Origin of the sequence: Mycobacterium lepromatosis, from assembly GCF_000975265.2 — a bacterium.
Classification (GTDB): domain Bacteria; phylum Actinomycetota; class Actinomycetes; order Mycobacteriales; family Mycobacteriaceae; genus Mycobacterium; species Mycobacterium lepromatosis.
The window spans coordinates 1,582,495-1,604,615 of the sequence record NZ_CP083405.1; the positions used below are offsets into that span (position 1 = coordinate 1,582,495).

The window sequence follows — 22,121 nt, forward strand, 5'->3', positions numbered from 1 at the left end:
GCGCCGTTGGCTCAGAGTGGGTACTGGTGTGGTTGCTAAGCAATTTGCGTAGCAACCACACGAAGGATGCGTCCGTGCGTCAGTGTGCCGCAGAATTCCAAGAACACGTCGCGTCCTCGGCTACGCAGATAAACGCGAGTTTCATCGCTTCTACATAGAGAGGTAATTGATTCGCGTACTGTAGGGTTATTCGGAAACAGAACTGTCAATTGAATTTCGTGCTTAAGTCGATTCACCTGTACACGATTTACCTTATCATCACACCGTCGTTGCAGACTTTGAAGTGCAAATTTTCCACTTGGTAGTTGGCAAGAGCAGAAATCGGGGGAATGCCGAATAAATAGCTAGGAGGGCACTCCAAATGGTCCTTGCTGCAACCACGGCACCAGCTCCAATGCGCCGTCCAGCGGCACGTCCGCGACGTCTCGGCCGGAGTTGAACGATGTCTGAACGTCCTAGGCGATCTTACGGAAAGACGATCCAGCGGCTGGGACCGTAATCGGAGCAAAGCTGGTGCACTAACCCGCTGTTATGCAGTCAAGCTAAACTGCGGGGAGTATCGATTGGGGTTATCGTGTAATACGTTTTGGTTCCGGTGGGGTTTTTGTTTGACCACGGCGGAGGTCGTGAACATACTGCTACAGAACTGTGCGTTCGCCAATAAGCAAGAAGATTCGAACGCAACTGTTTGCTGTTCGTCCATCAACTGCATGCCCATGATTTCGCAGGGCGCCGAGGTGTCAGACAGTGGCAGATGGAATTCGAGAAGGGATCTCTCGGTAGCCTCGGAAAATTTGGCCCATTTGCGTACCGCGGAGGGATCTACGGTACGGGTGGATGTGTATTGGGGCTGCCGGACGCAGTAACCATGATAGCTGCCCACCTCTGCCAGACGAATGTGGCCCTCCGTCTCTGATCAGGGCGATGTACAATCCGTACAGCATATGAACTTCTGCGCGCTACGCCGATGAACATGGCGTGGCAGTGTAGATGGTCAGTCACAAAGAGGCAGGTGAAGTGATCGTCGTGCGGAGTGATCGAGAACTGGAGTCAATCCCACTGCATGCGGGTTTAGGGTAGCCAACAAGTGGTTTCGCCATTCGCTTGACTCGGTTAGCTCGTCATGTTGAATTGGGACGAAATGGAGATTTCCGGGATTGATGATCATCCGCCGCATGAAATGGTTAGTGGCAGTATGCTTGAATCAACTGCGGTAGATGTCATGGTCATGGCGACGCAGGTGTGCATTGATGACGTGCGTTATGGTAAGAATTATTGTAATGACCGGGCATGTCCCAGGGGAAAATAAGCATCCGTTACATTTCTAGACTGCGGATGGCATATAGGTGATAATTAAGAAAGTAGTGGGCTTGACATAATAATTCATATAACTGGCCGGGACGGTGCCTCGCCGGTGCTTGGTTGCTTTTATCGATCGTTGCGGGGGGACTGTTGCCAGGACACGAGCGAGCCTAGTTGCCTAGTTGTGCCAAGTATTCCTGGAGTGAAGCAACCGTCACTCCCCCCTAAGCTGTTTTGATCACTTTAAGTTCTCCAAGTCGCTCAGCGATGTAATTTCGCTAGAAAGCCGCTAAGTCATCGCAACTTCAATGGTTGCAACGATGCGCACAGAAAACAATTTTAAAATTTTATCTCTGCCCAAAATAATTGTCGTGATGATGTCTTCATCACGCCGACAGTTCTGTCGATAGCGATTGAGACGAGTCGGTGCCAGCGGCCAGTTGATGACAAACATCGATCGTGACCGTGTGGTTGGTACTATGGTGTGTACCATATCCTCCTTACCTGTTAGTGTGATTTAGTGGTCGTGCGCAAAAAGCGGGACCCACTCGGTCGATGCAGGGCTTTCGTGCTGTCGCTGTATGTGCGGTTTCTCCAGTGATTGACCTTCGCTAGGTATGACTGAGCTGAGCTTAGGCGAGTCGTGGTGGTTGGATTTCGCCGTTTCGGCAGCATTTAATTTTTCCCGGTCTCACCTCCTCACGGCGGCGGTGCCACAACCCGCGTGGACCAGTAGAATCATCGCTAACGGCATCGATCCGGCCATCACCGGTTAGCCTTCGGAGGAATAGCACTACGTCCTAGTAGAAGCCCAGTAGAACCGAACGGGTGGGCCCGTCACAGCCTTGAATGAGTGGCCGTGCGTCCGCGTGCGGCAAGCGGGGTGGTACCGCGGCGCTCGCGCACCTAGCGCGTCGTCGTCCCCGTGCCTACTTGTGTAAATGGTCCAGGAGACGGATGATTGACAGCGCCTACCCGCGCACTGATCTGGGCGCCGACCAGCGCGGCAGGTCCCCAGATTTTCCTGCGCTGGAAGCCCAGGTTCTCGATTATTGGTCCAACGACGACACTTTTCGGGCCAGCATAGCCCGTTGTGACGACGCTCCCGAATACGTGTTCTATGACGGGCCTCCCTTCGCTAATGGTCTGCCACATTATGGGCACCTGCTTACCGGCTATGTGAAGGACATCGTTCCGCGCTACCGCACTATGTGTGGCTATAAAGTGGAGCGCCGCTTTGGTTGGGACACGCACGGGCTGCCTGCTGAACTCGAAGTCGAGCGGCAGCTGGGTATCACCGACAAATCCCAGATCGACGCTATGGGCATTGCCGCGTTCAACGAAGCATGTCGCAAATCGGTGTTGCGCTACACGGACGAATGGCAGGAATATGTGACCCGCCAGGCGCGCTGGGTCGACTTCGATAACGATTACAAGACACTCGATCTGTCCTACATGGAGTCGGTGATCTGGGCGTTTAAACAGCTGTGGGACAAGGGTTTTGTTTATGAAGGCTATCGGGTGTTGCCTTACTGTTGGCGCGACGAAACCCCGCTATCTAACCACGAACTGCGGATGGACGACGAAATTTATCAAAGCCGTCAGGACCCGGCGGTCACGGTGGGTTTCAAGGTGGTGGGGGGTGACGATGAGGACCTGGTTGGTGCTTACTTTTTGGTGTGGACGACGACGCCCTGGACGTTACCGTCGAACTTGGCCGTTGCCGTCCATCCGGATGTCATCTACGTCGAGGTCAGGGCAGGCGATCACCGTTTTGTTTTGGCACAAGCACGGTTGGCCGCCTATGCTCGAGAGTTGGGTGACGAACCCGAGGTGCTTGGCATCTATCGTGGCGTCGACCTGTTGGGTAGGCACTATCTGCCGCCGTTCCAGTATTTCTACGAGTCTGCTAGGAACGCATTTCAGGTGCTCCCAGGCGACTTCGTGACCACGGATGACGGTACTGGCATCGTCCACATGGCGCCTGCCTACGGCGAAGACGACATGGCGACCGCCGATAAGGTTGGCATCGTTCCTGTCACGCCGGTTGACGCTAACGGTCGTTTCGACGCCACCGTGCCCGATTACCAGGGGCAACATGTCTTTGAGGCCAACGCCCAGATCATCCGCGATCTGAAGAATCAGAGTGGTCCAGCGGCGGTGCACGGCACGGTGTTGCTTCGTCACGAAACGTATGAACACCCATACCCGCATTGCTGGCGATGTCGCAATCCGCTGATCTACCGCGCGGTGTCGTCATGGTTTGTCGCCGTGATGGAATTTCGGGACCGCATGGTGGAATTGAACCAACAGATCAACTGGTATCCTGAGCACGTCAAGGACGGTCAGTTTGGTAAGTGGTTGCAGGGTGCCCGCGATTGGTCCATCTCACGAAATCGCTACTGGGGCACCCCAATCCCGGTGTGGAAGTCGGATGATCCCGATTACCCGAGAATCGATGTATACGGCAGCTTGGATGAGCTAGAGCGCGATTTCGGGGTGCGTCCCACGAATCTGCATCGCCCCTACATCGACGAGCTCACCCGGCCCAACCCTGACGACCCCACCGGCGTTAGCACCATGCGACGGATCCCGGATGTTTTCGATGTGTGGTTCGATTCGGGTTCCATGCCTTATGCTCAGGTGCACTACCCATTTGAAAACGATGCCTGGCTCGACGGAGTCGATTGCGTTGACCTTGACAGAAAGGTCGACGCGCATTACCCAGCTGATTTCATCGTCGAGTACATTGGTCAGACCCGTGGCTGGTTCTATACGCTGCATGTGTTGGCCACTGCACTATTTGATCGTCCGGCATTCAAAACCTGTATGGTGCATGGGGTCGTGCTGGGTTCCGACGGTCAGAAAATGAGCAAGTCGGTGCGCAACTACCCGGATGTCACCGAGGTGTTTGACCGCGACGGTTCCGATGCCATGCGGTGGTTTTTGATGGCTTCGCCGATCCTGCGTGGCGGCAACCTGATCATAACTGAACCCGGAATCCGCGAAGGCATGCGACAGGTGCTGCTGCCGTTGTGGAACGCTTACAGTTTTTTGGCCCTTTATGCATCGAAAGTTGGTAACTGGCGCACGGATGTGTCACATGTGTTGGACCGTTATATTCTGGCAAAGCTGGCGGTACTGCGTGATGATCTCAGTCAGGCGATGGAGGTCTGTGATATACCTGGGGCCTGCGAACAGCTTCGCCAGTTCACCGAGCCGCTAACGAATTGGTATTTGCGACGGTCGCGTTCGCGGTTCTGGGACGAAGATGTTGATGCTATCGATACCCTGCACACCGTGCTGGAAGTGACCGCTAGGTTGGCTGCACCACTGCTGCCGTTGATAACCGAAATTATTTGGCGCAATGTCACCGGTGGGCGTTCGGTACACCTGACCGATTGGCCGCAAGCCAACGATCTACCTGCCGACCCTGACTTGGTTGCCGTGATGGATCAGGTCCGAAACGTGTGTTCAGCAGCGTCATCGTTGCGCAAGGCCAAGAAGCTTCGGGTACGTCTTCCTCTACCGAAACTTATTGTGGCGGTGTATAACACACAGAGACTAAAGCCTTACATCGACTTAATCGGCGATGAGCTTAACGTCAAGCAGGTAGAATTGACCGATGCTATTGACACCTACGGCCGATTTGAACTCACCGTCAACGCTCGAGTGGCCGGGCCGCGGTTGGGCAGGGATGTGCAGGCCGCCATCAAGGTGGTCAAGGCGGGAGAAGCTGTCGTCAACCCAGATGGCACCCTGACTGCTGGGCCGGTTGTGCTGCAACCTGACGAGTACAGTTCGCGGTTGGTGGCCGCTGACCCGGAAGTCACCGCGGAGCTGCCCGATGGGGCCGGTCTTGTTGTGTTGGACGATACGGTGACTCCCGAGCTGGAGGCTGAGGGCTGGGCCAAGGACCGGATCCGCGAACTGCAGGAGTTGCGTAAGTTGACCGGGTTGGACGTTTCTGATCGCATCCGGGTGTTGATGTCGGTGCCGGCCGAGCGGGCCGACTGGGCGCGCATCCACCGCGACCTCATCGCCCGCGAAATTTTAGCCACCAGCTTCGAGTTCGGCGAGACGGCTGATTCGGTGGGTATCGGAGACGGCGTTCGCGTCAGCCTTTTCAAGGTCTGAGTCGAGATCGACGTTTTGCAGTGTTGTTCTCGAACTTTCTTGGCAAAAAGTCGATCTCGACCCGAGAAGCTCAGAAATAATCGCGTGCCAGCGCTGCGTGTCGTGTCGGACGTCAATGTCATGCAATCCTGCTGCGTGCAATCGATCCGGCAGCGCTTTTGGCGAGACATGATTGCACGTATCGCGGAAGTGCAGGATACGGCAGAGTAGAGAGGTCAGGTTGTCGTTACCTGCGAAGACGTCGCCGGGGCGAAGCACCCGGAAGGCTTCTGCGAACAGCCTATTTTGCTGCTCTGCGGTTCGGTACGTGATGTAGCATGGTGAACGGACACCACCTCGTTGAACTCGTCGTCTGGCACTCCGGTAGCGGTGCCGTTTGCGTTGATAATGTTCGCCCAGTTGCCGTCGAGGTCCTGCAACCGTTGGGCCATCGGCGGATCGATCTCGACGGCAGTGGGTTTTGGTGTTTTGTCAACTAGAACCCGAAAGATAATGCGCCATATCTCGGCCCGATCTTGGTGGTGTTATCGTCGAGCTCCATCTCGGCGAGCACCCAGGGCAACAGCCGGCCTTCGATTCCTTGGTCCAGTGGTCCGAAAGTGCAGCACAACCTATGTATGGAGGTTCATGGGCATACCCAGGGACGTAGACCAATCACCCATAGTCCCTGTAGAAAAACTTAACCGACCGACCCTGCTGGGGCGGTTGGTGCTGGTAGGTGGTCGCTGGCGCAAGTTATGAAGTGCGGATGTTCGGCGTTCGCTGGCCATGCCGATGTACCAGGCCCGCTGGTTGATCGGCGTGACCGCGGTGGTGTTGCCGTCGCGTGGCGTGATGTATGCGGTAGCCAGCTGTCGGGTCATCGGTGTGCTCCGCAGTTTGTTTCGTGGGTCGAGCAACTGTCGTTTGACTGAGGTGTTCTTCTAGCCGCCCCAACTTGTTGGGGCGTCAGCCACTGATGTCGAGGTGCTCTGTGCGGGTTTTGCGGCAACGGGTGCGAGACGAGACTGGCTTGATCGCCTTGTTCGGCGTCGGACCGGGAGGGCAGATTGTCAAGATTGCGTCTGGTCCGGCTAAACCTCGACGGCATTAGGTTTGGTTCGTCGCGTAGATGAGCAGCAGCTATTTGGGGAGTTGCCGGTACCTCGGCTGTGGGGCATCAGCCTGGTCGCAGAAGATTAGGCTGAATCGACTGGGCATCGCGACGATCGGGCAGCTCGCTGCGCTGATCGACTCCGAGGCGGCCAAAATTCTAGGTGCGACAATTGGGCTTGTGCTGTACCGGCTGGCGTGTGGTACCAACGACCGACTGGTCACCGAGCGTGCCGAAGCAGAACAGATCAGCTCCGAGTCCACTTTTGCGATCAATCTGACCAGCCTGTAGCAGTTGTGTGAGGCGGTCGAGCCGATTGCCTAGCATGCGCCATACACAACTACTGTGCGACGGCCGTGGGGGTGCGCATACCGTCACGGTGAAGCGCAAGAAAGCAGACATGGGCACATTGATTCGGTTGGCGATGTCGCTCTACACGACGACCGAGACCGGTGCGTTAATTGCGGTGGCTCGCCCGTTATTGCTGGATCCACGTCCGAGCGGGACTACATTTCCTTCTCGGCATGGGGTTTTCGGGATTGAACGATGCCGCTCCAGAGAGTGCTGTTCTCAGACGTGAGATTGTCAGCTAAGCTTCCGGAGGCTGTTTAATTCTAGTCGGCATCCCTGCCGGCTAGCAGGCCATCCTGTGCACTGCCGCGTGGCGTGGGAGATTATCAGTGATATCAAGCACCGTGCGCTCGGGCATGGCTGGGTTTAGGGCGTGGGCCACAGCGTTGTCACCGTGCGGGGTTTGAGACCTGCGGCTCGGTTCTGGGGCAAGTCCAGACATTTACCGTCGACACCCTGTTATGTCACCAAAGTCAACCCGCTTGACAGCCTCGATTGACCGGACTACGTCACACCATTTGGTGGGCCGAGGATTCGGCGAGTACGTTAGCCCCAGCGTTCGATTACGTCGGCGAGCGGTAGTTTTGCGGCCAGCGCGGCCATCAGCAGCACCCGGGCCTGAGACGGTCGCAGCCACGGCACCAGCACCGCGCCGGCTTCTACCAGGTCGTGGCCGGGACCGTAGCTTGCGTTGACATGGCCGCCGGGCACGCGGGTGGACACCGCGATCACGATCCCATTGCGGCAATGGCGGCGTACTCCGTCGACCACCGCGGCCCCAGCGTTGCCCGAGCCCAGCGCCTCCAGGACGATACCGCGCGCTCCGGTGGCCACATAAGCGTCCAACGCCACCGAGTCACTGCCCAAGTATGTCGCGACAATATCGACTCGTGGTGCGTCGGCGGCGCACAGATCACCGAGATACGGGCGGGTCTTGGTGGCTGTCAGCACCACACCGCTGGAGCTGGTGCCGAGCAACTCGCCGGCGAAGCCGCTCAGATCCTGTGTAGCGGCTTTGCGCAGGCCTAACGGTTGTAATACCCGGCCGGCGAAAGACACCAGTACGCCCACGCTGCGAGCGGCCGGACTAGCCGCCACCGCAAGTGCTTCGCGCAGATTGGTCGGGCCGTCCGCATCGGGGGCGTCGGCGCTGCGCATGGCGCCGGTCAGGACGACTGGGACGTTCCCCGCGTAGGTGAGGTCCAGCCACAGTGCGGTCTCTTCCATGGTGTCGGTCCCGTGGGTGACTACCACCCCCTCGGCGCCGTTTCCGGTCGCTGTGTGCACTGCAGCGCGAATCCGATCCCAATCGGTCGGTATCAGCTGTGAGCTGTCGACAGCCATCAGGTCCACCACGTCGACATCGACGGCCACGTGTGCGGTCAGTTCCGTTCCGCTGTAGGCGGGGCGACACACCCCATCGTGGTCGGTACTGGCCGATATGGTCCCTCCAGTGGCTATGACGGTGAGGCGGCTCATGGTGGGATTATCCTGCACGCTTGGTAGGTCCGGACCGATCGCGAGAGTCGGTAGGGCTGTATTGCCATTGCCCTTGGGGGATGATGGGAGAGTGCCTGACGAACCAACAGGATTGGCTGAGTCGGTGACTTCAGTTGGGGAAGCTCAAGCTACCCTGCCTTCGCGGCGGCTGCGGCTGCTGTTGTCGGTTGCGGCGGTTGTGCTGACGCTGGACATCGTCACAAAAGTGCTCGCCGTCAAGTTGTTGCTTCCTGGGCAGCCGGTGTCGATCATCGGTGACACGGTGAACTGGACTTTGGTGCGCAATTCGGGAGCAGCCTTCTCGATGGCGACCGGATACACTTGGGTGTTGACGCTGATCGCGACGGGTGTGGTGGTCGGGATCTTCTGGATGGGGCGGCGACTGGTGTCGTCCTGGTGGGCGTTGGGTCTTGGGATGATCCTCGGTGGTGCGGTGGGCAACCTGGTCGATCGCTTCTTCCGGGCGCCCGCGCCGCTTCGAGGACATGTCGTCGACTTTTTGTCGATCGGCTGGTGGCCAGTGTTCAATTTTGCCGATTCGTCGGTGGTGGGCGGCGCTATCTTGCTGGTCGTCCTGTCAATCTTTGGTTTTGACTTCGACACTGTAGGTCGGCGTAAAGCCGAGTTCGACACTGCAGGTCAGCGGAAGGCTGGACAGCGCTGATGGCCGTCAGTGACGATGCAGAGGGCAGAGATGCGGTGGGAGGTTCTCTCCATAGGTGGGTGTGGGCAGCTCACTCTGGGGGCGTGCCCCCAATTACTTGTACTTGCGGGGAAGAGTCACACTTGTGATGGACCGTTCTATGCCCGTCCCGGAGGGACTCGCGGGCATGCGTGTTGATGCCGGGCTGGCGCGCTTACTGGGGCTGTCTAGAACCGCCACAGCTGCTCTCACCGAAGATGGCGGTGTCAAATTGGATGGCGTGCAGGCGAGAAAGTCCGATCGGTTGACGTCGGGTTCCTGGCTGCAGGTACGCTTACCCGAGGCGCCGACGCCGCTGGAGAACACCCCGGTCGACATCGAAGGCATGACGATCCTGTATTCCGACGACGACATTGTCACGGTCGACAAGCCGGCAGCAGTGGCGGCGCATGCGTCGGTCGGCTGGACCGGGCCGACGGTACTCGGTGGCCTGGCCGCTGCCGGCTACCGGATCACCACATCGGGTGTACCCGAGCGCCAAGGCATTGTGCATCGTCTCGACGTCGGCACCTCGGGTGTGATGTTGGTGGCGATCTCCGAGCGCGCCTACACAGTGCTCAAGCGGGCGTTTAAATACCGAACGGTCGACAAGCGCTACCACGCGCTGGTGCAGGGCCACCCGGACCCGTCCAGCGGAACGATCGACGCCCCGATCGGTCGACACCGTGGCCACGCCTGGAAGTTCGCGGTCACCAAAGACGGTCGGCACAGTATCACTCACTATGATACCCTGGAAGCCTTCGTCGCCGCGAGCCTGCTCGACGTGCATCTGGAAACCGGGCGCACTCACCAGATCCGAGTGCACTTTGCCGAGCTGCGTCATCCATGCTGCGGTGACCTCGTTTATGGAGCCAACCCAAAGCTGGCGAGAAGACTTGGTCTAGAACGTCAATGGCTGCACGCTCGGTCGTTGTCATTCGCCCATCCTGCCGACGGCAGGCGGGTCGAGATCGTTAGCCCTTACCCACCCGATCTGCAGCACGCACTGGATGTGCTGCGCGCTGAAGGCTGACCGGCACCAACGTTCCGTCAGGTTTGCGGGTATCGACGAGGACCCGTGTCGAGTGCGCGGCGGACGGCCCGTCGGCCTCGATGTGTTCATTAAGTTCCCGCAGCCGGTTGCGATAGCGGTCCACAGTAAAGTCCGACACCGTCCAAATAATCTTACGGAGGAAGTAAATGATGGCGCCGATATCTAAGCACTTGGCCCGTAGCCGTTCCTGCGTAGATTCACGATGCTTTAAGCCAGCGGCTTGTGGCTTGCGTATTTACGACGCTGGGACGATACTCGGCCCATTTCTCGGGTTGCGGTCCGCCGAAGTACTCGATTAGCTTGGACATCGTTTCGGGTATGACTTGCTAAGCACAATAGGTGCTTTCCGATCGGAGAAGCTGAACGGTCTCGGTCCACCACACAGAGATCGGATGACGGGCGGTCATCAGGTAAAACGCCCCGTCGGCGAACGGCAACGAGGGCTCATCCCGAGTTGTCACGACCACCACCCCGAGCGGATACAACAGCTTGGTAGCCAACGCCGCATTTGGAGGCCACGTCTTTATCGCTGCTATCGTATACTGGAACGGCGTCGCGCCGGCTAACACCTCGACGCTGCCGGTGTGGAAGTCTAGCGTAGCCTAGACACCTGGCCAAACTCTGATTAAAAGCCCGTTGATAGCCCCAGACGGTCTTTCCTACGTCGTACGGCTGTACACCTAAGAAAAATCCCAGCCGTCGACGGATACCGAATCAGCTTCTGCCGCCAGATCTTCGCATGTGCGCCGAATGACAGACATTCTCATCGAAATGGGCCGGACCGTTGCCGGTAAGTCCAGATCTCGATTGAGCGTCGCCTAGATGCGCACAATTTGGCGAACCCGAAACCCGTTGACCGGGCGTTGCGGCGTTGGACAGACAAACTTGTTGCCGTTGAAATCAAGCCTGACCTCGCCCTTGGTGCTCTATGCTATGTATGTGTAATCTTTAACGGCTTGGTGTCCACCGGGCTTCACTGCCGGATGGTGGGAGGAACAGGATCGGCTGGTTGCCTTTTCAGTCGAGCGCGGCGGTTGGCGAGTCGAGCTGGTTGTAGAGCTGTGAGGTCAACGGCTCGGATCCGAGGGGGCAGTGGTACGTGATAACCGGTGGTACCAAGGTAGCTGGGTCAGCGATTGCTAGCTAGGTTTGATGGGTTTCTACCACGCAGGTGCGTACATCGGCGTTTTGTTGCGCAGCCATCGGCGGACCGTGGACCAACGGTTTTGTGCGGTTATCAGGGTGGTTTGGTCAATGTCAGTACGGGCCAGTGCCTGGCTAATAAGCGGTCGGTGGTCGAAGTCGGTCGGTTGAGGGTCAACTACATACCAGTCGTTGCGCGTTGGTTGTGGTTGTTGTGCAGTCGGGTGATGCTGTGACTGTCTTGGTGCCGCTACCGCGGATGATGTCGAGCCACTGGCGGGCGGGCCGGACGAATTTGTTGCCGGATGGCTTGTTTTCGATCCGCAAGCGCTCAACATCAGAGCTGTCACGAAATAGTGATCAGTCGCATACGAACTGATTACTCGGCTGCCGGTTGCCCCGCAGCCGCGACACGCTGCGCTGGCGTGGAACTTCTTTTGCGGTCGAGCCTGTGCTGTGGTGGTTTCGCTCTATAGGTCGGGGGAGCACTGGGGCGACGAACCCGAGTGTCTCAGTTACAGTCTTAGCGGGGATTCCGGCGGCTGTGAGTGCGGTCGTTCGAGTGTCTTGCCACGAGAGTGACGTAATGCATAGTGACTTCTCGTCCTTTATTCACCCGTTTTCATCGACGCATTGGTGTAAAATCCACGCCTGCCGAGAATTGCTGCTATGACCTTAAACTGTTTATCCATTAAGATGGCTCAATTAATTCGTTTCAGCGAAAAGATTGGACAGTTTGTCCATCGGCGAGAACTCGGGCGCAGAAATCCTCGATGAGGATTTCGGTCGCCTCGTACCTGCCAATCTTATTGTAGATACCGATGGGCTCGCACCTGCGGAATTGTGACGAAATTAATTACCATGGGGACAGCCAAGCACTCCGCCTTTATGCGTACATCAGCATCTGATCATGTCCGTATTATGTGTTGTGTAATAACCTCTTTGCTCGTTATCAACCACAAATTCCGTCGTCGACGCTGCGCCTGGGCTGGGCAATATGACGACAATCCCCATCGAATCATCCAGTAATGTTCTGGGATAGGCATGGTTACCCGTATTATATAACCCACGTCGCCCGGTGAGGCGGCCCTGGTCGGCAGCCGGGGTAGTTGCAGTCCGGGTGCGAACATCGCTAGGTGCGACGATCGATGAATCTTGGCGACTTTACGAGCCTCGTCGAAAAGCCTTCAGCGGCAGTGTTCCATATCGTCAACACCCCTAATTCCGCGGGGCGATAGCCCGTTCTATCTGTGGAACCGGCTTGATACGATGCAGTGCCGCAAATTCGGCGAAGCGGTCGGTGGCGAGACCGGTCCTCACCACCGGAAGGTGGTCGAGTATCGGTGCTGTGGCGGCCAAAAATCACAGCTGCAAGTAGCACGGTGATGCTGGTCGCGCGTACCGAGGACAACCTCGAAAAAGTCACCTCGGAGATCCGAGTTTAGTCACGGCGGGACCTTCTCTAATCTATGTGTACCCACGCAACTTTTCCGACGTAGATGCTACCGTAGTTATGGTTAACCAGGTGCTCGCTGATCTAGGCGTCGTCGACATTCTGATCGATAATAATACTTATATCGATAATAATACTTATAGAGTGCTGGGTGCTCGATTCGGCGGTCATTGACGCTGTCTTATGGTCGGATCTATCGCTGCCAGTGCACGATGCAGCTAGAATCACCTGGAGGCGGTTCAAGTTCATCCCCGGTATGCGGGAGCCTGGTGTCAGGCAGATGGTCTGCGTTTCGTCAGTTGGTGTAAGGTAAAGTACCCGTGTGCTGAGTTTTGGTGCCTACCTCGCTAGTAAGGCTGCGCTGGGCAACCTGTGTGATGCGCTGCAAGCCGAGACAATGAACGACAACGTTCGGTTCACTACCGTGCACATCACGCTGGTGCGTAAGCTGCTTATCAGCCCAACCACTCTGTACGATTGAGCTCCCGATGTTAGTTAACTCCAGAGCAAGTAGCCTGACGCGATCTTGCACCGGCCTCGGTGGGTCAACTCACCTTATAGATTTAGGTCAGTTTGCTGCCGTCGCCGATGCGGTTAACCTTGCGGTGATGTACCGGTTACGTAACGGCGATTTCGGTACGTGCACTTAATCTGCCGCTAGCACAACGAAGGTCTAGGAGTTCGATAAGCGAAGCGAAACATTCGTTCAAAGCGACCCGTGGGGTAAGTGTATTGACGTCATGACTCTTCCAGAGCCGAACAATGGGATAACCGTCGTGATCCCCGATGCCTCCTGAGACATCAAGGCCGAACTGGCTAGCGGCTTGGCCCGCAGCGGTTTTCTTCTGCTGATCATCGCGTGGCGCCGTGACTGCCTCTGAGAGCTTGCCAACGAAGTAGACTAGGAATAATACATTTCCGCTCGAGGTTATGCTTCTCGCGGTCGGTTACCCTGCGATTTGCGCAAAGTTGGCGGACCACCTCTGCCACGGACCGGTCGGCGGTTTGTGCGGATCATATTATTCTTTTAGAGTGCGGGCTTTGGTGCCAGCGGGATATTTTACAAGTTGCCACTTGAACGCGAGAGTGAAGAGGTGACTCTATAACTCGCTCGTGTTGATGGAACTGATGCATGTGGTGTGGTCAGACATGGTTGAGCGCGGCACCGGTGCGGTCATGCACATTGCCATCTATGGCCGGGTGCCAGACAATTCCATACACGGTCGTTTATGCACCCACCAAGGCCTTTGTCCAGATATTCGTGTAGGTGGTTCACGAGGAGTTGCACGGCATTATGCGGGGTGTTGGTCAATGTCTTGTTCTCGGCTCCGGTTCCGACCGAGTGGGACAAGATCGCCAATACCGAACTATTCGTATCCCATTGTCCAGGTACAAGCACACAACATTATAGGAAGTCGTGAGCTGCGGTATGTTGGTCGGTTACAGCAGGGTGGCGCCCAAGTTTGTTAGCACTAGCGACAGATACGTATCACTCAGCCTGTTGTTACCCACGGTCCGTATCGGTAACCGATTGCGCGGCGAGGCAGGCCACTAACGGGCGTGGATTCGATTCCGCGTGATTTCGCGTGGGATATTTAGGTTAGGATGATTCGGCGTGGCTTGTGCGTAATTTTATGTGTCGTGTCACCGCGGCTAGGCTGAGGTGGTGGCTGCTAATTGACATGATCACCGATGTGCTGATGACTCCTCAGGACGCCTGGGACCATGTTTCGGATCTGTTGGAACCGGGCGATTGGCTCATCATCCATGAAGGGATAGCGTAGCGAGCTTCGTGAAGAACTGATCGTAGGCACTCAAATGTGAGGGTGTGGCGCGTGCCAAGGGAATGCGCAACCGGGTGATCTTAAGCGATCACAACATGGGACCCGCCCAATAAGTTGGCATTCTCAAGAATCTGGGAGGGGCGGCACCAAGCAAGTATGGTATCACGCTCACTGTGCGGTCCAAAAAATGGCGGATCCATGCTTGGCTTGCGCCTCGAGTTCGCCGGTCCTGCACTGTTCGGTCCGCGGCGGAACGCGTAGTCAAAAGGGGCGTGGAGAAATCGCGCAAGCAGTTCGTGAAGCTGTACTCTTGACGAGAGTATAACACACGCGGCGACATGCCGAGGTACCGTCAGCCGTCGGTCATAGACTGGCGTCCCTATGAACCAGTCCTCCTCCTCCTTCGTTCACCTGCATAACCACACCGAGTACTCGATGCTGGACGGTGCCGCGAAGATCACGCCCATGTTCGCCGAGGTGGAGCGTCTACAGATGCCCGCGGTCGGCATGACCGATCACGGAAACATGTTCGGTGCGAGCGAGTTTTACAATACGGCCACCAAAGTCGGGATCAAGCCGATTATCGGTGTGGAAGCCTACATCGCTCCTGGATCCCGCTTTGACACCCGGCGCATTACCTGGGGTGACCCCAGCCAGAAGGCCGACGATGTCTCGGCAGGCGGTGCTTACACGCACCTGACGATGGTAGCCGAGAATGCGGCCGGCCTGCGCAACCTGTTCAAGTTGTCTTCGCTGGCCTCGTTCGAAGGGCAGTTGAGCAAGTGGTCGCGAATGGATGCCGAGCTTATCGCCGAATATGCCGAGGGCATCATCATCACCACTGGTTGTCCCTCCGGTGAGGTGCAGACCCGGCTTCGCCTCGGGCACGACCGGGAGGCGCTACACTCGGCCGCCAAGTGGCGCGAGATCGTTGGCCCCGATAATTACTTCCTCGAGCTAATGGACCACGGTTTATTTATCGAGCAACGTGTCCGCGAAGGACTTCTTAATATCGGCCGCAAGCTCAACATTCCGCCGCTGGCCACCAACGACTGCCACTACGTAACCCGCGACGCTGTGCACAACCACGAGGCGTTGTTGTGTGTGCAGACCGGCAAGACCTTGTCGGATCCGAATCGGTTCAAATTCGACGGCGACGGCTATTATCTCAAGTCGGCCGCCGAGATGCGCCAGCTGTGGGACGACGAAGTTCCCGGGGCCTGCGACTCCACGTTGCTGATCACCGAGCGGGTGCAATCCTACGCCGACGTGTGGGAACCGCGTAATCGTATGCCTTTCTTCCCCGTTCCCGCGGGACACGACCAGGCCTCTTGGCTACGCCAAGAGGTGGATGCCGGCCTCAAGCGCCGGTTCCCCGATGGCCCACCCAACGGATACGTCGAGCGGGCCGCCTACGAGATCGACGTCATTTGTGGCAAGGGTTTTCCTGCCTACTTTCTGATCGTTGCAGACCTGATCAACTACGCCCGGTCGGTTGGGATCCGCGTGGGCCCGGGCCGTGGCTCGGCCGCTGGGTCGCTTGCCGCCTATGCTTTGGGCATCACCGACATCGACCCGATACCGCACGGTCTGCTGTTCGAGCGGTTCCTCAACCCGGAACGCACCTCGATGCCTGACATCGATATCGACTTCGACGACCGTCGCCGCGGCGAGATGGTGCGCTACGCCGCTGACAAGTGGGGGCATGACAAAGTCGCTCAGGTCATCACTTTCGGCACCATTAAAACCAAAGCTGCGTTGAAGGATTCTGCGCGTATCCACTATGGACAACCCGGGTTTGCTATGGCCGACCGGATCACCAAGGCTTTACCGCCGGCCATAATGGCCAAAGATATACCGTTGTCGGGGATCACCGATCCGACCCACGAACGGTTCAAGGAAGCTGCCGAGGTCCGCAGCCTGATCGAAACTGATTCGGATGTGCGCATAATCTACCAGACCGCACGCGGGCTGGAAGGTCTGATCCGCAACGCCGGCGTGCACGCATGCGCGGTGATCATGAGTAGTGAGCCGCTGACCGAGGCTATCCCGCTGTGGAAGCGACCGCAGGACGGGGCCATCATTACCGGCTGGGACTATCCCGCGTGCGAGGCCATCGGCCTGTTGAAGATGGACTTCCTGGGTCTGCGCAACCTGACGATCATCGGCGACGCGATCGAAAACATTAAGGCCAACAGGGGAATTGACCTCGATCTGGACTCCGTGCCACTGGACGACCAGGCCACTTACGAGCTGCTGGGCCGCGGTGACACCCTGGGTGTGTTCCAGCTTGACAGCGGGCCCATACGCGACCTGTTGCGCCGCATGCAACCGACCGGATTCGAGGATATCGTCGCGATACTGGCGTTATATCGGCCCGGTCCGATGGGCATGAACGCGCACAACGACTACGCCGACCGCAAGAACAACCGGCAGGTGATCAAACCCATTCATCCCGAACTCGAGGAACCGCTGCGTGAGATCCTCGCCGAAACCTACGGACTCATCGTTTACCAAGAGCAGATCATGCGCATCGCGCAGAAGGTGGCCGGCTACTCTTTGGCCCGAGCGGACATTCTGCGTAAGGCGATGGGCAAGAAGAAGCGCGAAGTGCTGGAAAAGGAGTTCGAAGGCTTTTCGGACGGTATGCAGGCCAAAGGGTTCTCAGTCGACGCGATCAAGGCGTTGTGGGACATTATTTTACCGTTCGCCGACTACGCATTCAACAAGTCGCACGCCGCCGGCTACGGCCTAATATCATATTGGACCGCCTACCTCAAGGCCAACTTCGCTGGTGAATACATGGCGGGCCTGTTGACCTCGGTCGGCGACGATAAAGACAAGGCGGCTGTCTATCTGGCCGACTGCCGCAAGCTTGGCATAACGGTGCTGCCGCCGGATGTCAACGAGTCCGTCCTCAACTTCGCGTCGGTAGGCGCTGACATTCGCTACGGGTTGGGTGCGGTGCGCAATGTCGGTGCCAACGTGGTTGGTTCGTTGATCAAGACCCGCAATGACAAGGGCAAGTTTGCTGACTTTTCGGACTATCTGAACAAGATCGACATTGCTTCCTGCAACAAGAAAGTCACTGAATCGCTGATCAAGGCAGGAGCTTTCGATTCGTTAGGGCATTCGCGCAAAGGTCTTTTCCTGATCCATGCTGACGCTGTGGATTCGGTGCTAGGCACCAAGAAAGCGGAAGCGATCGGGCAGTTCGATCTGTTTGGTGGAACCGATAGCGGCACCGACGCGGTATTTACCATCAAGGTGCCTGACGACGAATGGGAGGACAAACACAAGCTAGCTCTGGAACGGGAGATGCTGGGCTTGTACGTGTCCGGGCATCCGCTCAAAGGAGTGGCACATCTGTTGGCTGCTCAGGTGGACACCACCATTCCGACGATCCTCGATGGCGATGTCTCCAATGACACTCAGGTGCGGGTGGGTGGCATTCTGGCCGCGGTGAACCGGCGCGTCAACAAAAACGGAGTGCCTTGGGCGTCAGCGCAATTGGATGATTTGACCGGAGGGATCGAGGTGATGTTTTTTCCGCACACGTACTCTAGCTACAGTGCCGATATCATCGATGATGCTGTTGTGTTGGTTAACGCCAAGGTGGTGGTCCGTGATGACCGGATTGCGCTGATCGCCAATGAGCTTGTTGTGCCTGACTTTTCCAACGTGCAAGCGGATCGGCCGCTGGCAGTTAGCTTGCCGACTTGGCAGTGCACCTTCAACAAGGTAAGTGCACTCAAGCAAGTGCTGGCGCGTCACCCCGGGACATCGCAAGTGCATCTGCGGCTTATCAGCGGGGATCGAATCACTATGCTTGAGCTAGACCCGTCGCTACGGGTGACACTGTCGCCGGCGCTGATGGGAGACCTTAAGGCGCTGCTCGGTCCTGGGTGTTTGGGTGATTAGTAGACTGCAGTACTGCCGCTGCGCACTAGGGTGTTGGTGTTTGTGGCAGGAATTGTTGGTCGGTTTCATAGGTGGCAGGTGAAGTAGTGTTCTGGTGTGCCATCGCTGGCCGATACGGTCGGGAGTTTGGTGGGCTAGCCTAGATCTTGTTGGCGCTGGGTGTTGGGGGCGCTTTCGGGTGCATGCTATGGCTGTGGGGTGTCTGTTTGTTCACCGGCCCTCGGCCAGCCGGTGTGCCCCCGGCTGTGTTGGTGCCGTGTTGGTTTCACAGTTCGTCGATGACCTCGCAGCCGGTGATGACGCGTACGGCGGTGCTCTAGCCTAGGGCAGTACTTGACTTTTTGTGGGGATCGACCGCGGAAGGAAGATAAAAGCCATCCACGGCGTGATCTGGTGACTTGTGCGCGTGGCGGGCTAACACATCACCAGAAAAGCGCAACTGATCCCCGGCCACCCGCCACACCAGACGCACCCCCAGCATCGCCAGCTTCGATGTCGCGGCCGGTGACCAACACCAACTACTCGGCGGCCCTTGCAAGCAGCCCACCTACGCCGCGACCAACCCTAAACCACCAACACAACCCACACCACCGATCCCCACCACATAACCCACCACACCCCTCAACCACACAAAACCAAACCAGCAAGAAATAACCACCAACAACCAGCACAACCACACCATGAAATCTAAACGGCAAATTGCTGGTCAGGCGGGTGCTGGCACTCAGGTGTATTGGGTGTATTGCGTCAGTACCGTCGGCTTCTCGAGCGGAGATAGTTTGCCGATGCGATTGGCGCGACACCCGGCGCGTTAACCTCATCGGCGAATTGGTCAGAACTCGCGGTGGTGGTTAGTCGCTGGAGTAGCCGAGCGATTGCTCTAGCGACTAGAGGGCTTTGATAGCGCCTTGAAACTAAACTGACTACAATGGCAACGGTACGTGCCACCAAGCCCTGGCCGGGGCCGCACTAGTAGTCGACACCCTGATCAGCAGTAGTGTAGCGAACCCTGCTGCCCATGCCCACCGCGATCAGATTTTTGTCGCGACCAGGGCACATCCATAACCAGCGCCTCTGAAGTTTTAGCCAGGCCAGTCACAGATTAAAAGTTATAGTCCATATAGACTTATACTTAACTCGAACTCGACGAATTTCGGGGACGGATATTATTGATGTTCTAGGATGGGCCCTGTGGCACTTTCGGGAGAATATGTACCTAGCCCAGTCGGCTGGGTGCGCGAACAAGTTGAGAGATACATAGCCTCCGGCGGAACCGAGGGCACGGACTTGCAGGGAATTCCCTTGGTGTTGCTGACCACTGTCGGCGCCAAGACCGGCAAACTTCGCAAAACTCCACTGATGCGCGTTGAGCACAATAGCGAGTACGCGATCGTCGCCTCATCCGGAGGAGCTGCGAAAAATCCAGTCTGGTACTATAACGTCGTGCAAAATCCGCAGGTCGAGCTGCAGGATGGTCTCGTCAGCCGCGATTACAACGCGCGTGAGGTATTCCGCGAAGAGAAAGACACCTGGTGGCAGCGCGCTGTCGAGGTCTGGCCGGACTACGCCAAGTACCAGGCCAAAACTGAGCGTCAGATTCCGGTCTTTGTGCTAACCCCGGTGAGCTGACTGCTTGTCGGACGACATGGCACCACGAACCGATGTCCGCCGAACCTAGTAGACACCTTGGTACTCCACCGTTGTCCGCGGTTGACATTGACGGTGCGGCGAAGCGGATCGCGCCGGTGATCACGCCTACCCCGTTGCAGCTTAGCGATCGGTTGTCAGCGATCACTGGTGCGACAGTGTACCTCAAGCGTGAAGACCTGCAGACAGTGCGCTCTTACAAACTGCGCGGCGCCTACAATCTGTTGGTGCAGCTGACTGACAAGGAGATCGCCGGCGGCGTTGTGTGCTCTTCAGCAGGTAATCATGCACAGGGTGTTGCTTATGCGTGTAGGTCACTGGGCGTGCAAGGCCGTGTCTACGTACCCGCCAAGACACCCAAACAAAAGTGGGACCGGATCCACTATCATGGCGGGGCATTCATCGAGCTAATCGTCGGGAGATCGACCTACGATCTTGCCGCTGCCGCGGCGATCGATGACATCGAACGTACCGGCGCGACGTTGGTGCCGCCGTATGACGATGTCCGCATCATCGCCGGTCAGGGCACCATTGCTGTCGAGATGCTAGAGCAACTCAACACCGAGCCTGACCTAGTGGTGGTCCCGGTGGGCGGCGGTGGCTGCATCGCCGGCATGACCACTTACTTGGCCGAACGGACGGCGAACACTACTGTTCTTGGTGTTGAGCCGGCTGGTGCCGCGTCTATGATGGCTGCGCTGGCCGCGGGTGAGCCGGTGACGCTGGACTACGTTGATCAGTTTGTGGATGGCGCTGCGGTGAACCGGGTGGGAACATTGCCCTATGCCGCGTTGACTGCCGCAGGTGACATGGTTTCCATCACCACCGTCGACGAGGGGGCGGTGTGCACCGCGATGCTCGACCTTTACCAGAACGAGGGCATCATCGCTGAGCCTGCGGGGGCACTGTCGGTAGCTGGGCTGCTGGAAACTGACATTGAGCCCGGGTCCACCGTGGTTTGCCTGATCTCGGGCGGCAACAACGACGTATTGCGCTACGGCGAGGTGTTGGAGCGTTCGCTGATCCACCTAGGTCTCAAACACTACTTCTTGGTGGACTTTCCCCAGGAGCCTGGCGCGTTGCGCCGTTTTCTCGACGAAGTGCTTGGACCCAACGACGATATCACCTTGTTCGAGTACGTCAAGCGCAACAACCGAGAGACCGGCGAGGCGCTGGTGGGTATCCAGCTGGGGTCGGCTGTAGAATTAGACGGCCTTCTGGACCGGATGCAGGGGACCGAAATGCACGTCGAAACTCTGCAGCCAGGTTCACCGGCCTACCGCTACCTTTTGCTTTAGACGGTGGATGTCCTCAATTGTACACGTTTGCGGTGTGTCACCGTGCAAATACGCGCGCTCACGGCAGGCGAGTGGTGAGTTCAGTTCTGCGGTCAGGTATTCAGTATCGTGGCATCGGGGTCGTTAGAGTCGAGATCGCCAATCGGTATCACTATTCCGGCCGTCAAGTTCAACCATCGGCAGCCCTCTTGCCCAATGCGGCAACGTGCAGTCTTTTGGATTATCAATCGGGCTGCCGGTGTGCACCTTGGCCGAGATTTCGACCAGGTTGAGCGTGAGCCACTCCGGTTGTGGCGAGCTCACACGCGTTAGGTGCCCCGCCCCAAGGCGATGTAATCGAGCAGGGAGTGCAGTGCCCGCAAATTTTTCCACTGAGTCTTCGACCACGCGTGCGGCGCCCGCCACGACTACTGAGTCGGTACACCAAGGAATGGTGTAGCGCCTAAGCGGGCCAGCACCAACCCGTAGACGAGTGTGGCGGTGACGCACACCGGTAGGCTCGATGCCCTGGCCGCTTTAGCGTTGAGCATCGGCCCGCTGTCGGTCGAGCCATGCAAACACAGGGGTCCTCTAGCGGGCATGCTTCGTCGGCAGAACCATTGGCTCACCCGCGTTGGTATAGTCAGTGGCAGATCAATGCCTTATCCAGAATGCGATGGACGGTGTCGTGGTTGTAGTGAACGTGGTCTTGATAGCGGGTGAGCGTAGTGCGCGAGACTTGTCGACCGGCAACCCCGATCCCCGCCGCTGCTGCCT

14 protein-coding genes and 7 pseudogenes are annotated in these 22,121 nt (G+C 57.6%); 12 read left to right on the top strand and 9 right to left on the bottom strand.

The window, feature by feature from the left end:
- Positions 1–1,591 precede the first annotated feature (1,591 nt).
- Entirely contained in the window at positions 1,592–1,756 is a 165-nt protein-coding gene (locus MLPF_RS07615) for a hypothetical protein (protein ID WP_156147068.1), read from the bottom strand.
- Between the two features lie 163 nt (positions 1,757–1,919).
- Here MLPF_RS07615 and MLPF_RS07620 point away from each other — a divergent pair, with 163 nt between their 5' ends.
- On the top strand, positions 1,920–2,078 hold the full coding sequence (locus MLPF_RS07620; RefSeq protein ID WP_156147069.1) for a hypothetical protein: 159 nt from the start codon (positions 1,920–1,922) through the stop codon (positions 2,076–2,078).
- Positions 2,079–2,259: 181 nt separating this feature from the next.
- Positions 2,260–5,439 (top strand): isoleucine--tRNA ligase, encoded by a 3,180-nt coding sequence (gene ileS, locus MLPF_RS07625; protein WP_045842973.1) that lies wholly within the window; start codon positions 2,260–2,262, stop codon positions 5,437–5,439.
- Positions 5,440–5,654: 215 nt separating this feature from the next.
- Here ileS and MLPF_RS17385 read toward each other — a convergent pair whose 3' ends face one another.
- Both MLPF_RS17385 and MLPF_RS17390 read right to left on the bottom strand, forming a co-directional pair.
- On the bottom strand, positions 5,655–5,870 hold the full coding sequence (locus MLPF_RS17385; RefSeq protein WP_045842974.1) for a hypothetical protein: 216 nt from the start codon (positions 5,868–5,870) through the stop codon (positions 5,655–5,657).
- A gap of 44 nt (positions 5,871–5,914) precedes the next feature.
- A complete protein-coding gene (locus MLPF_RS17390; protein WP_420329599.1) occupies positions 5,915–6,049 on the bottom strand; it encodes a hypothetical protein in 135 nt (44 codons plus the stop codon).
- Between the two features lie 17 nt (positions 6,050–6,066).
- On the opposite strand from MLPF_RS17390, the pseudogene MLPF_RS17395 reads away from it, so the two are divergent.
- A pseudogene (locus MLPF_RS17395) lies at positions 6,067–7,379 on the top strand (Y-family DNA polymerase); the annotation flags it as partial.
- A 50-nt stretch (positions 7,380–7,429) separates the two neighbouring features.
- Here MLPF_RS17395 and MLPF_RS07645 read toward each other — a convergent pair.
- Positions 7,430–8,362 carry an asparaginase gene (locus MLPF_RS07645; RefSeq protein ID WP_045842975.1) on the bottom strand — a complete coding sequence of 311 codons (933 nt, stop codon included), beginning with the start codon at positions 8,360–8,362 and terminating at the stop codon, positions 7,430–7,432.
- 91 nt (positions 8,363–8,453) lie between these two features.
- Here MLPF_RS07645 and lspA point away from each other — a divergent pair, with 91 nt between their 5' ends.
- The gene (lspA, locus tag MLPF_RS07650; RefSeq protein WP_045842976.1) at positions 8,454–9,047 is read left to right on the top strand and encodes a signal peptidase II; all 594 of its coding nucleotides are present in this window, start codon (positions 8,454–8,456) and stop codon (positions 9,045–9,047) included.
- Between the two features lie 124 nt (positions 9,048–9,171).
- Positions 9,172–10,098: an RluA family pseudouridine synthase gene (locus tag MLPF_RS07655; protein WP_045842977.1), complete on the top strand. Its 927-nt coding sequence runs from the start codon at positions 9,172–9,174 to the stop codon at positions 10,096–10,098.
- A gap of 16 nt (positions 10,099–10,114) precedes the next feature.
- Here MLPF_RS07655 and MLPF_RS07660 read toward each other — a convergent pair.
- Positions 10,115–10,871 (bottom strand): annotated as a pseudogene (locus MLPF_RS07660) (SAM-dependent methyltransferase); the annotation flags it as partial.
- An 877-nt stretch (positions 10,872–11,748) separates the two neighbouring features.
- Positions 11,749–12,115 (bottom strand): annotated as a pseudogene (locus tag MLPF_RS07665) (globin domain-containing protein); the annotation flags it as partial.
- 295 nt (positions 12,116–12,410) lie between these two features.
- On the opposite strand from MLPF_RS07665, the pseudogene MLPF_RS07670 reads away from it, so the two are divergent.
- The 5 genes and pseudogenes from MLPF_RS07670 to MLPF_RS07680 all read left to right on the top strand — a co-directional run bounded on the left by MLPF_RS07670 (position 12,411) and on the right by MLPF_RS07680 (position 18,740).
- Positions 12,411–13,392, top strand: a pseudogene (locus MLPF_RS07670) (SDR family NAD(P)-dependent oxidoreductase).
- A gap of 123 nt (positions 13,393–13,515) precedes the next feature.
- Positions 13,516–14,270: pseudogene (locus tag MLPF_RS17400) on the top strand (SDR family NAD(P)-dependent oxidoreductase).
- Positions 14,271–14,349: 79 nt separating this feature from the next.
- A pseudogene (locus tag MLPF_RS17405) lies at positions 14,350–14,813 on the top strand (SRPBCC family protein).
- Positions 14,814–14,880: 67 nt separating this feature from the next.
- Entirely contained in the window at positions 14,881–18,420 is a 3,540-nt protein-coding gene (dnaE, locus tag MLPF_RS07675; protein ID WP_045842978.1) for a DNA polymerase III subunit alpha, read from the top strand.
- 149 nt (positions 18,421–18,569) lie between these two features.
- Complete coding sequence (locus MLPF_RS07680; RefSeq protein WP_237817104.1) at positions 18,570–18,740, top strand: hypothetical protein; 171 nt, start codon at positions 18,570–18,572, stop codon at positions 18,738–18,740.
- Here the strand turns inward: MLPF_RS07680 and MLPF_RS07685 are convergent.
- On the bottom strand, positions 18,737–18,967 hold the full coding sequence (locus MLPF_RS07685; protein ID WP_237817102.1) for a hypothetical protein: 231 nt from the start codon (positions 18,965–18,967) through the stop codon (positions 18,737–18,739). The two genes, MLPF_RS07680 and MLPF_RS07685, sit on opposite strands and share 4 nt — an antisense overlap.
- On the bottom strand, positions 18,968–19,093 hold the full coding sequence (locus MLPF_RS15770) for a hypothetical protein (RefSeq protein ID WP_272946133.1): 126 nt from the start codon (positions 19,091–19,093) through the stop codon (positions 18,968–18,970).
- Between the two features lie 518 nt (positions 19,094–19,611).
- On the opposite strand from MLPF_RS15770, the gene MLPF_RS07690 reads away from it, so the two are divergent.
- Both MLPF_RS07690 and ilvA read left to right on the top strand, forming a co-directional pair.
- A complete protein-coding gene (locus MLPF_RS07690) occupies positions 19,612–20,049 on the top strand; it encodes a nitroreductase family deazaflavin-dependent oxidoreductase (protein WP_045842979.1) in 438 nt (145 codons plus the stop codon).
- A 32-nt stretch (positions 20,050–20,081) separates the two neighbouring features.
- Positions 20,082–21,365: a threonine ammonia-lyase gene (gene ilvA, locus MLPF_RS07695; RefSeq protein ID WP_045842980.1), complete on the top strand. Its 1,284-nt coding sequence runs from the start codon at positions 20,082–20,084 to the stop codon at positions 21,363–21,365.
- 92 nt (positions 21,366–21,457) lie between these two features.
- Here the strand turns inward: ilvA and MLPF_RS17410 are convergent.
- A pseudogene (locus MLPF_RS17410) lies at positions 21,458–22,104 on the bottom strand (pyridoxamine 5'-phosphate oxidase family protein).
- Between the last annotated feature and the right edge of the window lie 17 nt (positions 22,105–22,121).

Bases quoted from the DNA above. Each gene is read 5' to 3' on its own strand.
- MLPF_RS07615 (WP_156147068.1), bottom strand. From the start codon at position 1,756: ATGTTTGTCATCAACTGGCCGCTGGCACCGACTCGTCTCAATCGCTAT.
- dnaE (WP_045842978.1), top strand. From the start codon at position 14,881: ATGAACCAGTCCTCCTCCTCCTTCGTTCACCTGCATAACCACACCGAG.
- ileS (WP_045842973.1), top strand. From the start codon at position 2,260: ATGATTGACAGCGCCTACCCGCGCACTGATCTGGGCGCCGACCAGCGC.
- MLPF_RS07645 (WP_045842975.1), bottom strand. From the start codon at position 8,362: ATGAGCCGCCTCACCGTCATAGCCACTGGAGGGACCATATCGGCCAGT.
- MLPF_RS07620 (WP_156147069.1), top strand. From the start codon at position 1,920: ATGACTGAGCTGAGCTTAGGCGAGTCGTGGTGGTTGGATTTCGCCGTT.
- MLPF_RS17385 (WP_045842974.1), bottom strand. From the start codon at position 5,870: ATGGCCCAACGGTTGCAGGACCTCGACGGCAACTGGGCGAACATTATC.
- ilvA (WP_045842980.1), top strand. From the start codon at position 20,082: ATGTCCGCCGAACCTAGTAGACACCTTGGTACTCCACCGTTGTCCGCG.